Raw genomic sequence first — 13,063 nt, 5'->3', positions numbered from 1 at the left:
AGGAGGTCGAGGCGGTCAAGGCGAGCGGGTACCGCCCGGCCGACTACATCGACGGTGACGCCGAGCTGCGCGCGGTGCTGGATTTGATTGCCGGCGGCACCTTCTCGGGCGGGGACACCGAGGTGTTCCGGCCGCTGGTGGACAACCTGCGCCATGACGACCCCTTCCTGGTTTGCGCCGACTACGCGTCGTACGTGAGCTGCCAGGAGCGGGTGAGCGCCGCGTGGCAGGACCGGGAGTCGTGGACCAAGATGTCGATCCTGAACACCGCGCGCAGCGGGAAATTCTCGTCGGATCGGGCCATCACCGAGTACTGCGACGACATCTGGAATGTGTGGCCGTTGACCGTCAAGATGTGACGAACCTGCTGATAATCGCCCCACGCGAGCCTAGGATCTCGCCATGTCGATTATCGGCGATGCAACGGTCGTCCTCGCGCGCGTGTCGAGGTCGACGTCCAACGCCCTGCGGGTCACGCTCGCCACGCCCGACGGCACCGAACTGGCGCGCGCCCAGCAAAAGGGCGGCGCCGCGGTCCTGTTGGGCTTCAAGAACGGTGGCAAGAGCGAGTACACCCTGACGGCGGCCAACGGCGACGAGCTCAAGATCGCGGTCGCCGCGACGACCACCATCACCAACCAGAACACACCCGTGGGAAAGATCGTCCCCGCCGACGGCGCCGCGCGCTTGGAAGACGGCGGCGGCACCGTGCTGGCGGTGGTTCGGCCGCACACCGGGCACAAGGCCGACGGCGCCTGGCATCACCGCCTGCTGTCGCCGTCCGGCGAGGCCCTGGGTGTGCTGACCCTGATGACCGTCCACACCGGTTGGAGTGACATCGAATCCGAGGCCATCCAACTGCTGACCAACCACAACGTCGCCACCCTGAAGGCGCCATCGGCGGGCGCGATGCTCACCCTCGCCGCGCCGGTCGGCCCTCATCTGGGTGACGTTTTGGCCGCGGCGTGCGTGGACTTCTCGGTGCTCCCCCGGGGATATCTCGAGTAGAGCCGAATCTATTGGTAGCCGGGAAGATCCGGCACCCCGCTGGCGGTCAGCCATCCACCGCCGTCGACAACCAGGGTCGCCCCGGTGACATAGGACGCGGCGTCGCTGGCGAGGAAGAGCACCGCCTCGGCGACCTCGGTGGTCGAACCCGCCCGGCGCAACGGGTTCTGCGTGGCGCGATGTTGGTTGTCGCCGGTGATCCTCTTCACGCCCTCGGTTCCCGACATCGCCCCGGGCGCAACGACATTCACGCGGACGCCGTCCGGCCCCCACTCGATGGCACAGGCGCGGGTGAACGCGTCGACGCCGGCCTTGGCCGACACCACGTGCGCCTGCAAGGCCATGCCGCGGTACTGGGTCGCCGCGCTGATGTTCACGACGGATCCACCGTTTTCCCGCAGGCATAGCTCGTAAGCCGCCTTCGACACGTTGAACGTCCCCAGCAGGTCGATGTCGACCACGGCTTTGAAGCCGCCTGCGCTCAGGCCGCTGACCGGGACGGGAAAGTTCCCTGCGGCATTGTTGACGACGACGTCGAGCCGGCCGAAGGCCCGGATCACGTCCTCGACGACGGCGGTCACCTCATCGTGGCTCCGCACGTCGCAGACGCCGTAGACGGCCTCGATCCCGGCCTCCCGCAACACCGCAACCGCCGCCTCGAGGTTGGCTTCCTTGCGGCTGCAGATCGCGATCCGGGCGCCGTGGCTGCCCAGCACCCGCGCGATCTCGAGGCCGAGACCCGTGGCCCCGCCGGTGATCAGGGCCGCCTTGCCCTGCAGCAGATCGGCCCGGAACGGGCTGCGCCGGGCGTTCACGCCGTCAAGGGTACGACGGTCAACCATCGGTCGACAGTGGACGTTTTCTTCGCTCACCGCAAGGATCGAGTCATCGACACCCGGCAGGAGGAAAGTGACCCTACGATTCCGAGGGCTTGTGCTGGCCCCGTTGACGGTGGCGCTGGCGATGCTGCTGGCGCCGTCGGCCTCGGCCGACACCTACACAAACCAGCTGGTGGACAAGTTCAGCGCGCAGACCCACGTGTTGGCCGACCCGGGGGCGAATCCGCTGTTGCAGAGCCCGGATCGGCTGAACGACCAAATCTTGAGCACCCGGTGGGCGTGGGCTCCGCGACCGCCGATCTGGGTGGCGGCGGTGGCGTCCAACCAGACCGGCGTGACCACCCCGGATGCCATTCACAACGTCATCCTCGGGCGCGATCCCGGATTCAGCGGGATCATTCTGGTCATCGATTCCCGGGGCTACCACGTGCGCGCCTACAACGTGCCCAGGGCGATCGCGGACAGCGTCGATCCGGTCATGAGCCAGTCCGCCAGGGACCACCGAAACGACCCGTACGGCGCGAGCAGTGAATTCGTCAGCAAGATGTCGACGGTGGCTGCGTCCTCCGGCGCACCGGCGGTGACCTCACCCGCGGTGCAGAAGAACCACAACCAGGGATCCGCGCTGTGGACCGCGCTGGCGATCATCGCCATCGGTGTCGCCGTGATCGGCCTGATCTGGTTCGCGGTGAACCGGAACCGCAAGCGCCGCAAGGACACCGACACCAAGGAACAGATCAAGCAGGAGTTGATCACCGTCACCTCGGATGTCAGCGACCTCGACAATGCGGTACTCACCAACAGCGACACGGACGTCAGCGCCGAGCAGACGAAGGCCAATGCGAGCCTCTACGACGCGCGGCAGGCCTACGAAAAGGGTGACTATGGCGCGGCACGCGCGCACCTGAGGGTGGTGGAGTCGACGGTGGCCAAAGCCAACCAGAAGCTGTACCCGGGCCGGGCCGCGCCTAACGTCGCCGACGTCTCCTCGGTGCCGGCGGGCGACCGGAAGCAGGCCTCGGTGCGGACGAGGAATCCCGATACCGGCGATTACGTGACGATCAACAACAACAACTACAGCGCCACCCCGCAGCCCGGTTATCCGCACTACTACGGCGGCGGTTACTACAACGGGATGTTCTTCTACCCGGGTTATTACCCGTACGCGTTCTGGGGTCCGGGTTGGGGTTGGGCTCTCACCGACGTGCTGTTGATGGATGCGCTGCTGGACGACCATTGGGGCGGCGGGTACGACCGCGGCTTCGAGGCCGGCCGGGACTCTGCGTATGCGGACGCGAACTACGACGGCGGGCAAAGCGCCGGCTACGACAGCCAGCAAGGCGACGTCGGGTTCGGAGGCGGTTACGACTCCGGGTTCGGGGGCAACGACAGCTCGTACTCCGGCGGCGGAGACGTGGATTTCGGCGGCGGATGGGACTCGGGCGGCGGCTCCGATTTCGGCGGCGGCAGCTCGGATTCCGGTGGCGGCGATTTCGGATTCTGACCGAGAAGTAGGGTCTTGCGGATGAGCACGGACGGGATCAACCGGGGCATCCTGCTCGCCATGGTGGTGATCGGGGTGATCGCGTACGCGTTGCTCTACTCGCACGCCTCGGCCGTCTTCCGGGTTCTGGTGCCCGTCGGCCTGGCCGTCGTGGTGGGGCTGATCATCCGCGACGTCGTCAACGCCCGGAAGCGGTGATCTGACCCGGCGTGCACAAAGCATTTTCCGTGTGATGCATCACGCTCACCCGAGGCCGCCTGGGCCAGCGGGATTCGCCTCTGCCGACGCGTAATCCGCGCGGTTTGCTGTGGATGCGAGTTTGCTTTGGACCGATCTGCATCCGATGGGTGATACATTCGGGCGATTATGGCAAGACAACCGGTCGCCGACATGGCCAAGGCCGTCGCCGAGATGATCGACACGGGCACCGATCTGACCTGGCGGTATTTGCTGTCCAACCGCAAGGAATTGAGCGCAAGCGCGACGCTGGTGCTCAACAGGGTCAACCGGGAGGGTCCCATGCGGCTGACGGCTCTCGCCGCGGCCGAGGATACGAGCCAACCGGCGATGACCCAGCTGGTCCAGCGGATGGAACGCCAAGGACTGCTCGAGCGGCTGAGCGATCCCGAGGATGGCCGGGCAGCCCTGGTCGCCATCAGCGACGCGGGCCGGGAGCTCTGGGACCTGCGCACGGACCGCCGCAGGGAGCGTCTGGCCGCGCTGCTGACCGGGCTTTCCACCGAGGATGCGCTGACGTTGTGGCTGGCCGCGCAGGTCGCCATGCCAATCCTGCGTCAACTACTCGACATCGCGGCCTCCGAGGCACCGCACCCCGCCGATGCGGCAAAGTGAGCGCGCAGCCACCAATCTGCATAATGCCCACTATGTAAAGATTGGGTGACCCGCGGCCTTTGCGCGGCGAAACCGGCAAGTGATAGCCCGCTCGGCCCGCGTTCCGCTTGACGGGCTGCATCATCCACATGATATGAAAATGAGCGTGGGAAGCGACGCCCCGCCGGCAGCCGTCGCCGCGAGGATCGACGCGGCGGCCGCGGCAGCCCATGATGGCATCGGCTCACATACCCGGGCACACGAAGGAGCGGAGCAGTGACTCTGGGCTTGTTTGGACTACTCACCGTCGTTTCCCTCGCACTGGCCGTCACCCTGGCCTCCGTCGCGGCCGTCTACGTTCGACGCCTGGAGCGGCGCAGGCCCCCGCCGATCGCCGAGGAAATCGGCAGCGCGAAAGAAGTGGTCCGCAAGTTGCGCAAGCGGCAACCGATGTCGCCCGAAGAGCTGGATTATGCGCGTCAGGTCGTGTCCGACCGCGCCTCGGTCATGGCGCTGTGCATCCCCGGTGCGTTGTTCATGCTCGGTTGCTTTTACGTGTTCGGCAGCCTCTACCACCTGCACGGGGCCACTCCGTCCGAGCGGACATTCCTCGGGGTGATACCCATGCTCACCTCATCGAACCTCGCGCTTCGCCTGCTCAGCAGCGCCCGGCTGAAAAGGCGTCTGCGCACGGCATCCGTCGCGTCATGAGGGCCGCAGGCCCGTTGGCAGGCGTCAGTCACAACCTCTCGAGTTCGCGTTCCGTGCCGCAGGTAGTAATCTCTTTATCGCCGTATGTCAACCAGATTGATATGCGGCCGTCCCGCGGTCCACGGGCGGGGACGCGAGAACGCGGTGGGTAGGACGAGGTCGCGAAAGGTGATGGAGTGAGCCGTCGTTCAGTCGGCAGGACTGTCTTGCAACGAGGCTGGATGCCGTTGGTCACCGTCATCGCGGTCGGGGTGGGCCTGCTGTGCATGTACAAGGTGCACCAGTTCTCCGAACCGGAGCCGGTCATCACCGTCAACGGTCCACAGGCACCCGAGCAGTTCAATCTCAAACGGATCACCTACGAGGTGTTCGGCAACGCCGGCAACGGGGGGAGGCTCGTCTACATCGACATCGACGGTCATCCGCACCAGGTTGATTTCACCGCCCTGCCGTGGTCGCACACGGAGACCACGACGCTCTCGGTGGCGTCCGGAAGCATCTCGGTTCACGTTCGCAGTGGTCAGGTGAGTTGCCGGATGCTGGTGGATGGTGTGGTCCGCGACGAGCAGTCGGACGACCATCCGGACGCCGACGTCGAGTGCAGGGTGAAATCGGCATGACCGAGCATCGCCTCGACGAGACGCGGCCTAAACGCCCGTTCATCCCCAGGATGGTGCGGACTTTCGCGATCCCGATCATCTTCTTCTGGGGTCTTCTCGCGGTCACCACGAACACCTTCATGCCCCAGGTGGAGCGGGTCGCGGAAGAGCTTGCGGGCCCCATGGTCCCGCATTACGCGCCCTCGCAGCGGGCGCTGCTGCACATCGGTGAGAAGTTCCACGAATCCAACTCGACCAACTTGACCATGGTCGTGTTCGAGGCGAACCGACCGCTGGGAGACGCCGACCACCGGTACTACGACGACCTGATGCGCCGCCTCCAGCACGACACCCGGCATGTGCAGTACGTAATGGACCTGTGGGGCAAGCCATTCACCGCGGCGGGGGCGCAGAGCGTGGACGGCAAATGCACCTACGTGCTCCTGCGTCTCGCCGGTGACATCGGGCAGATCCAGGCCAACCAGTCCGTGGACGCCGTCCGCGACATCATCAAAAAAGACCCGCCCCCGCCCGGCCTGAAGGTCTACGTCAGCGGCGCGGCTCCGTTGGCCTCCGACACGCTCGCCATCGCCAACGCCAGCCTGAACAACGTCACGATCGTCACGATCATCCTCATCGTCGTGATGCTGCTGCTGGTATACCGCACCCCGTCTACCCTTTTGGTGCCCCTGCTCGGGGTGCTCATCGAGATGCTCGTCGCCAAGGGCGTCGTCTCGACGCTCGGGCATTACGGATACATCGAACTGTCCTCGTTCGCCGTGAATATCGTGATCGCGCTGACGCTGGGAGCCGGAACGGATTACGGCATCTTCCTGATGGGCCGATATCACGAGGCTCGGCAGGCGGGCGAAAGCCGCGAGGACAGTTTCTACATCGCGTACAAGGGCGTCGCGCCCATCATCATCGGCTCCGGCCTGACGATTGCCGGCGCGTGTTACTGCTTGACGTTCGCGCGCCTGAACTACTTCCACACCATGGGGCCGGCCGTCGCGATCACCATGCTGTTCACCATCGCCGCGGCGATGACGCTGGGACCGGCGGCACTGACCGTCGGCAGCCTTTTCGGGATGTTCGACCCGAGAACCCCCACCCATGGTCGCCTCTATCGGCGCATCGGCGCGAGCGTGGTGCGCTGGCCGGTCCCGATCCTGGTGGCCAGTACCGCCGTCGTCATGATCGGGGCGATCTTCGTTCCCACCTACCGGCAGAACTACGACGACAGGCAGTACCAGCCGGCCAGTGCGCCAGCCAATTTGGGCTTCCAGGCGGCCGACCGGCACTTCCCGAAGAGCAAGCTGTTCTCCGAGATGCTGATGGTCGAAACCGATCACGATATGCGCAACTCGGCCGACTTCATCTCGCTGGACCGGGTAGCCAGAGCCCTGATCCGTCTGCACGGTGTGGCGATGGTGCAAGGCATGACGCGGCCGTTGGGCCGCGCGCTTGAGCACGCCAGCATCCCCTACCTGTTCACCACGCAGGGCAGCGGCAACGGACAACAGCTCCCGTTCAACAGGGAGCAGAACTCCAACACCGACGCGCAGGCCGACATCCAGGCGCACTCGGTCGAGGTGTTGCGCAAGGAGATCGGCTTCTTCCAAAAGGTGTCCGACGAACTGCACCAGACGGTCCTGACCGTCGAGGACCTACAACGGGTCAGCGACGACATCCGCGACGAGGTCTCCAACGTCGACGACTTCTTCCGCCCGATCAAGAGCTACTTCTATTGGGAGAGACACTGTTTCGACATTCCCATCTGCTGGACGTTCCGTTCGCTGTTCGAGACCATCGATCAGATCGACAAGCTGGCCGACGACATCGCGGATGCGAAGGTGTCCCTGCAGGAGGTGGACAAGACCTTCCCGCAGATCATCGCCCAACTGAAAGCCACCGCCGACGATACCGAGGCACTGCAGTCGAAATTGGTCAACAGCTACGGATCCGCCGATCTGCAAACCGTGCAAACGGAGCAGACTTTCGATGATCTGATCAACGTCGGGAACGACTTCGACAAGTCCCGCAGCGACGACTTCTTCTATATCCCGCACGAGGGATTCGACAACGAGGACGTCAAGACCGGCATGAAGCTGATGATGTCGCCGGACGGCAAGGCGGCCCGTTTCATCGTCACCCACGAGGGCGACGCGATGGGCCCCGAAGGGGTCGAGCACGTCGAACAGTTCCCCGACGCGATCAAAACGATCCTGAAAGAGACCTCGCTGGCGGGCGCGCGGATCTACATCGGCGGTTCGGGATCCAACGACAAGGACATCAAGGAATACGCGATGTCCGACCTCATGATCGCGGCCATCGCAGCCTTCGTGCTGATCTTCTTGATCATGATGTTCATCACGCGAAGTCTGGTGGCGGCGTTCGTGATTCCCGGCACCGTGGCGTTCTCCTATGCCGGCGCGTTCGGGCTTTCCATCCTGGTCTGGCAACACCTCATCGGCCTACATCTGCACTGGCTGGTCCTGCCGTTGACGTTCATCATCCTGGTGGCCGTCGGGTCGGACTACAACCTGCTGCTGATCAACAGGGTGAAAGAGGAGTTGCACGGCGGAATTCACACTGGTCTCATCCGGGCCCTCGGCAGCACCGGCGGCGTCGTGACGTCCGCCGGTTTGGTGTTCGCCTTCACCATGCTCGCGATGCTCACCAGCGACCTGCGCACCATCGGTCAGGTGGGCTCGACCGTGTGCATCGGCCTGCTGCTCGACACGCTGATCGTGCGTTCGTTCGTGGTGCCGAGCATCCTGCGAATCCTCGGGCCGTGGTTCTGGTGGCCGACTTTGGTGCGCACCCGCCCGGCGGCGGCGCGCTAGCCGGCGCCCTTGCCGTTGTCGACGCGATAAACGGCACCGTGGACGGCGGCCGCGGCGTCGCTCGCCAGGAAGGCGATGACGTTCGCCACGTCGACGGACTGCATCATGCCGCGCGGGGAAGCGGTGCGCATGATCAGGTCGTAGTTCGGGTTCTCCGGCGCCCTGAAGTGTTCGAGCTGCGGGGTGAGCATGCCGCCCGGGCATATCGCGTTGACGCGCAAGCGATCCGCGGTGTACTCCACCGCCAGGGCGCGGGTGAGGCCGACCAGCCCGTGCTTGGCGGCGCAATAGCCGGCCGAGTACGCCTGGCCCTCGACGCCGGCGATGGAGCCGACGTTGACGATGTTGCCGCCGCGCTCCAGTAGGTGCGGCAACGCGGCCCGGCACAGGTAGAACGGACCGTTCAGGTTGACCGCGAGGTCCTCCGCCCAGTCGTCGTCGGTCATCGACTCGGTGCGCCGCATCTGGTGTCGGCCGGCGACGTTGACCAGCACGTCGAGCCCGCCCAGCTCACGCACGCACTGCTCCACCGCGTCGCGGCAGGCCTGCGCGGAAGCGACGTCCACCGATGCGTAACAACCACCTTGGACGTCTGCGAACACCTCGGCCAACCGGCCAGTGTCCCGGCCGATGCCGAAAACCGTTGCGCCCTGGCGGGAGAACAGCCGGGCCGTCTCAGCGCCGAGGCCCGACGACGCCCCGGTCACCAAGGCGACCTTGCCCTGCAGTGCTGACATGTCTGTCCTCGCGGTCAGTAAGAACGGATCCGCGCAACGCTACCGCGCAGCAGCCCCAGCGGGGCAACGAACCTCGGTCCCCACATGGTCATGGCGCGGCGAGCGGTCAACAAGACGAGCAGGCTGATCGCGAGGCGCCCGAGGGCTACCCGGCTCGTGCGCCTCTTCCAGCTTGGCCGCGCCGGTTCCGCGCGCCGGCCGAAGTAATAGCCAACGCCCATTGCCATCGCCAGGGCCGCGACGGCCGCCAGCATCGTCATGATGATGAGCGTTTCGCGTCATCGTCGCGCCGAGGTCACGCGCGAGACACACCTTGGCCACTAAGCGGGCCCGAAGGCGTGGGTGTCAGACGTTCTCGCTCACGACATACACGGCGACATACCCGATGGGGATGCCGGTCCAGGTGGCGATGCATTCGCGTGCGGCCGGCTCCACCATGTCCCGGCGGACGGTGCGGGTGACCCTGCCGATCTCGGGAACGCGGATCATCCATCCGTCGGCATCGCGAGTGATCTCGATATCGAAGCACTGGCCGACCATGGGGCATTTCACGCGAGGCACGACCCGCGACGAGCGGGTGCTGCGCAGCGATTGTCGGCGCAGCAGGGTGGGCTGAATGGGCATGGCTGCTTTCGGAGAGTCGCAATCAGAACCGCGGGAAAGAGTAATGCGCATTCAGACGAAAACCTAATCGGCCAGTCAAACTGGCATGCACCTGATGCGCACTCTCCACCAAGTCGTCGCCGGGACTTAATGTTTGTGTTCATGCGACTGGTCCACGCGCCCGCGTTCGCGGCGAGTTTGCTGTCCGCGTTGGCCATCGGCTGTCCTGCCGCCCCGGTGGCGTGCGCGGATGGCGGATACGGACCCGGCTCCTACGCGGTGCCCGCCCAACTCCCCTACGGCACCTACGTCGCCCACGCCGAACCGGGCGACTACCGAGCGGCCTGCGTCTTCACCACGTGGACCCGCGACGGGAGACTGATCAACTCCGACAGCGGGATTCAAACGACCCCGGTCACGGCGAATCTCTCGGCTCCCGCGGTGGCGAAGTTCATCACGCACGGCTGCACGCCGTGGACGAAAGTGGGTTGACACCTCATTGCGCTGCCGTGGCGCGGCGTGTGCGCGAAGCGGCCGAGCGCGCGGGTCGGGCCCGCATGTGATCGCGGGCGCGACCCATGATGTCGCCGAGCGCCCGCACGTCCTCGCCGGAAAGCGCATCGAACAGCAGGTCGCGGACAACCTCGATGTGGCCCGGCAGCACTTTGGCAAGCCGCGCATGGCCCGCTTCGGTGATGCCGACGACCGTGGCGCGCTGGTCGTCGACGCTGGCTTCGCGGGCGATGAGGCCCGCCTGTTCCAGCAGACCCGCCTGATGGGTGAGGCCGCTGCGGCTGTAGACCACGCCGTCGGCCAGTTCGGTCATGGTCAACCGGCGCTGGGCGTCGGCAAGCTTCGCCAAAATCTCGAACTGCACGTAGCTGAGGTCGCCCTCGGCCCGTAGCTGTCGCTGCACGGCGTACTGCAGCAGGCTGACCGCCTCCATCAGGGCGAAGTAGGCGCGCATCTGCTGAGGCTTGAGGGCTTGTGCCATGCCTTGATCGTAATGCTTCGAGCTCGAAGCAATGTGGTGATCGTCACCCGGAACTCCGGAATCGCTTCGATCTCGAAGCAAGTTATGCGTAGTGCAACTGCTTCGAGATCGAAGCACCTAGGTGAAACGGAGAAGACCATGAAGGCTGTGCAGTACCACCGTTACGGCGGCAGTGACGTTCTGCGGTACGAAGAGGTTCGGCGGCCGGTGCCCGGCCCCGGCGAAGTGCTGGTGAAGGTGGCCGCAACCTCGTTCAACCCGGTCGACGCCGGGATCCGGGGCGGCTACCTGTCCGAGGTATACGCGATCTCCTTCCCCCACACGCCGGGCATCGACGTCGCCGGAACCGTCGCCGAGCTCGGTGACGGGGTGACGGGGTGGAACGTTGGTGACGCCGTCGTCGGGTTGCTGCCTTTGGACGCCCCCGGCGCCGCCGCAGAGTACGCGCTCGCCCCGGCCGCGGTGCTGACCGCAGCGCCAAAGTCGGTGCCGCTCGCCGATGCCGCGGCGCTGCCGACGGTCGGACTGACGGCATGGCAGGCGTTGTCCGAGATCGCCGAACTCAGGTCCGGGCAGTCCATTTTGATCAACGGCGCGGGCGGAGCGGTCGGCGGCTACGCGGTCCAGCTCGCCAAGCAGGTCGGAGCCGTCGTCACCGCGACCGCGTCCGCGCGCAGCGCTTCCCGGCTGCGCCACCACGGGGCCGACCGGATCATCGACTACATCGACTACGCGAACACCCCGCCGCACGTCGCCGGGCAGCCGTTCGACGTGGTGCTGAACCTGGTCAGCACCGCACCGGAGCAGACTGCGGCCCTGGTCGGCCTGGTCGCCGACGGCGGGTTTTACCTGGGCACCATGACGTCCGGCGAGGAGGACGCGGCTAGGCGGGTGCGCGCGCAGCGGGTGTTCGTCCGCAGCGACGCCGCGCAGCTGGCCGAACTCGTCAACCTGGTCGACGCCGGAAACCTGGTGATCGACGTCGCCGACCGCCGACCGCTGACCGACGCTGCCGCCGTGCACGATGACTCCGACGCCAATCGGCTGCCCGGGAAGACGATTCTGATTCCCGGCCAATGAGATTCGGTCGATTCAGTTGAAGGCGTGTCCCGCCGGCAATCCGCCGGCGGGACACGCCTTGAGTCTGGGCGCTATCGTCCGTCTTGCTATGCCGCCCGGCTCGGTGGAAACGCGGCTTGCGTCTCGATGGCTTCGCGGTAGGCGGACACCCGGCCCGGCATCGTCCCGAGCGCGGCGATGGTACGACCACCGCGCCCGTACGCCGCGACGAACTCCCAGGCGCCCGGATCGCCTTCGACGATCTCGACGGAGTCGTAGTCGGTTGGCACGCCCAGCATCTGCAGCTTGACGTCGTATTGATCCGACCAGAAGTACGGCACCTCGTCGTAGGGCTCCGCGCCCCGCGGCCCCGCCATCAGGGCCCGGGCGGCGGCCGCACCCTGACGGCCCGCGTCGTCCCAGTGCTCGGTACGCAGGTGCCGCTCGTACAGCGGGTGCCACCAGCGCGCGACGTCGCCGGCCGCGACAACCGGGACGTCCGCGGTGCCGCCCTCCGCGACACCGCAGGCGTCGCAGATCACGCCGTCGTCGACACGCAAGCCGGAGCCGTCCAGCCATTCGGTGGCGGGGGTGACCCCGAGTCCGACGATGACGAGATCGGCCGGAACCTGCGAGCCGTCGGTGAGGCGAACACCTTCTACCCGGCCGTTGCCCACGAATCCGTCGACGCCCACGCCCACCCGCAGATCCACGCCATGTTGGCGATGCAGGTCGGCCCAGCGCGACGCCAGCTCCGTGCCCAACGCGGAAAGCAATGGGCTGGCCGCCTTTTCGACCAGCACCACGTCCAACCCCATTGACCGGCAACTCGCGGCGACCTCGGCGCCGATGAACCCGCCGCCGACGACCACCACCCGCGGTCGCGAACCCAGCCGATCCCGGATGGCCAGGCAGTCCTCGACCGTTCGCAGCATCAGCACCCCGTCGGGAACCGGGCCGCCCGGCCATTCGCGTGGCACCGCGCCGCTGGCGATCACCAGCCCGTCGAACGGCAAGCCGAACTCCTGGTCGGCATCGCGCACGTGGATGGTGCGCGAGGACATGTCCAGCTTGAGAGCCGATGCGCCACGCAAGACGCGCGCTTCGGTGTCGAATTGCGGCGCCAAGTCGACGCCGGCCCGGTGCACCGTGCCGGTGAGGAACTTCTTCGACAGCGGCGGGCGATGGTACGGGGCGTGCCGCTCGGCGCCGACGATGGTGAGTGCGCCGTCAAAGCCCTCCTGCCGCAGCGTCTCTGCCGCGCGGGTGCCCGCCACGCCGGCACCGACGACGACGACCTCTTTCAGGTTTCTCTGCTGGCGACCCGGCATC

The 13,063-nt window shown here is 66.3% G+C and carries 16 protein-coding genes; 10 read left to right on the top strand and 6 right to left on the bottom strand.

The genetic code is table 11. The features are described from left to right. On the top strand, positions 1-359 hold a 359-nt coding region (locus A5691_RS08035; RefSeq protein WP_197505014.1), incomplete at its 5' end, for a glycogen/starch/alpha-glucan phosphorylase. A 43-nt stretch (positions 360-402) separates the two neighbouring features. After that, the gene (locus A5691_RS08030; RefSeq protein WP_067756833.1) at positions 403-1,008 is read left to right on the top strand and encodes a hypothetical protein; all 606 of its coding nucleotides are present in this window, start codon (positions 403-405) and stop codon (positions 1,006-1,008) included. Positions 1,009-1,016: 8 nt separating this feature from the next. On the opposite strand, the gene A5691_RS08025 is transcribed toward A5691_RS08030, so the two are convergent. Beyond that, entirely contained in the window at positions 1,017-1,850 is an 834-nt protein-coding gene (locus A5691_RS08025; protein WP_067756836.1) for an SDR family oxidoreductase, read from the bottom strand. A gap of 67 nt (positions 1,851-1,917) precedes the next feature. Here A5691_RS08025 and A5691_RS08020 point away from each other — a divergent pair, with 67 nt between their 5' ends. The 6 genes from A5691_RS08020 to A5691_RS08000 all read left to right on the top strand — a co-directional run bounded on the left by A5691_RS08020 (position 1,918) and on the right by A5691_RS08000 (position 8,338). After that, positions 1,918-3,351 (top strand): hypothetical protein, encoded by a 1,434-nt coding sequence (locus A5691_RS08020; RefSeq protein ID WP_068015412.1) that lies wholly within the window; start codon positions 1,918-1,920, stop codon positions 3,349-3,351. A gap of 21 nt (positions 3,352-3,372) precedes the next feature. Further along, positions 3,373-3,549, top strand: coding sequence for a hypothetical protein (locus A5691_RS28295; protein ID WP_197505015.1), 177 nt, complete (start codon positions 3,373-3,375; stop codon positions 3,547-3,549). A gap of 168 nt (positions 3,550-3,717) precedes the next feature. After that, on the top strand, positions 3,718-4,203 hold the full coding sequence (locus tag A5691_RS08015; RefSeq protein ID WP_067756842.1) for a MarR family transcriptional regulator: 486 nt from the start codon (positions 3,718-3,720) through the stop codon (positions 4,201-4,203). 255 nt (positions 4,204-4,458) lie between these two features. Next, entirely contained in the window at positions 4,459-4,893 is a 435-nt protein-coding gene (locus A5691_RS08010; protein ID WP_067779054.1) for a hypothetical protein, read from the top strand. A gap of 221 nt (positions 4,894-5,114) precedes the next feature. Further along, a complete protein-coding gene (locus tag A5691_RS08005; protein ID WP_067756848.1) occupies positions 5,115-5,513 on the top strand; it encodes an MmpS family transport accessory protein in 399 nt (132 codons plus the stop codon). Continuing rightward, positions 5,510-8,338 carry an RND family transporter gene (locus tag A5691_RS08000; RefSeq protein WP_067891659.1) on the top strand — a complete coding sequence of 943 codons (2,829 nt, stop codon included), beginning with the start codon at positions 5,510-5,512 and terminating at the stop codon, positions 8,336-8,338. The genes A5691_RS08005 and A5691_RS08000 overlap by 4 nt, the downstream gene beginning before the upstream one ends. On the opposite strand, the gene A5691_RS07995 is transcribed toward A5691_RS08000, so the two are convergent. From A5691_RS07995 to A5691_RS07985, 3 genes are all read right to left on the bottom strand, one after another. Next, positions 8,335-9,075 carry an SDR family NAD(P)-dependent oxidoreductase gene (locus tag A5691_RS07995; RefSeq protein ID WP_068015408.1) on the bottom strand — a complete coding sequence of 247 codons (741 nt, stop codon included), beginning with the start codon at positions 9,073-9,075 and terminating at the stop codon, positions 8,335-8,337. The genes A5691_RS08000 and A5691_RS07995 overlap by 4 nt on opposite strands. A 14-nt stretch (positions 9,076-9,089) precedes the next feature. Next, entirely contained in the window at positions 9,090-9,335 is a 246-nt protein-coding gene (locus A5691_RS07990) for a hypothetical protein (protein ID WP_067783972.1), read from the bottom strand. 85 nt (positions 9,336-9,420) lie between these two features. Further along, positions 9,421-9,615 (bottom strand): long chain fatty acid-CoA synthetase Faa4p, encoded by a 195-nt coding sequence (locus tag A5691_RS07985; RefSeq protein ID WP_067757078.1) that lies wholly within the window; start codon positions 9,613-9,615, stop codon positions 9,421-9,423. Positions 9,616-9,840: 225 nt separating this feature from the next. Here A5691_RS07985 and A5691_RS07980 point away from each other — a divergent pair, with 225 nt between their 5' ends. Then, complete coding sequence (locus tag A5691_RS07980; protein WP_156675528.1) at positions 9,841-10,170, top strand: hypothetical protein; 330 nt, start codon at positions 9,841-9,843, stop codon at positions 10,168-10,170. 4 nt (positions 10,171-10,174) lie between these two features. Here the strand turns inward: A5691_RS07980 and A5691_RS07975 are convergent, their stop codons facing one another. After that, the gene (locus A5691_RS07975; RefSeq protein WP_067783968.1) at positions 10,175-10,672 is read right to left on the bottom strand and encodes a MarR family winged helix-turn-helix transcriptional regulator; all 498 of its coding nucleotides are present in this window, start codon (positions 10,670-10,672) and stop codon (positions 10,175-10,177) included. Positions 10,673-10,810: 138 nt separating this feature from the next. On the opposite strand from A5691_RS07975, the gene A5691_RS07970 reads away from it, so the two are divergent. Beyond that, complete coding sequence (locus tag A5691_RS07970) at positions 10,811-11,752, top strand: NADP-dependent oxidoreductase (RefSeq protein WP_068015405.1); 942 nt, start codon at positions 10,811-10,813, stop codon at positions 11,750-11,752. A gap of 86 nt (positions 11,753-11,838) precedes the next feature. Here the strand turns inward: A5691_RS07970 and A5691_RS07965 are convergent, their stop codons facing one another. Then, positions 11,839-13,062 (bottom strand): NAD(P)/FAD-dependent oxidoreductase, encoded by a 1,224-nt coding sequence (locus tag A5691_RS07965; protein WP_067756869.1) that lies wholly within the window; start codon positions 13,060-13,062, stop codon positions 11,839-11,841. Position 13,063: the final 1 nt, after the last annotated feature.

It is taken from the genome of Mycobacterium sp. E183 (genome assembly GCF_001667735.1).
Taxonomy (GTDB): Bacteria; Actinomycetota; Actinomycetes; order Mycobacteriales; family Mycobacteriaceae; genus Mycobacterium.
Note: the sequence above shows the minus strand (reverse complement) of the source record. Positions and strands in the feature narration are given on the sequence as shown.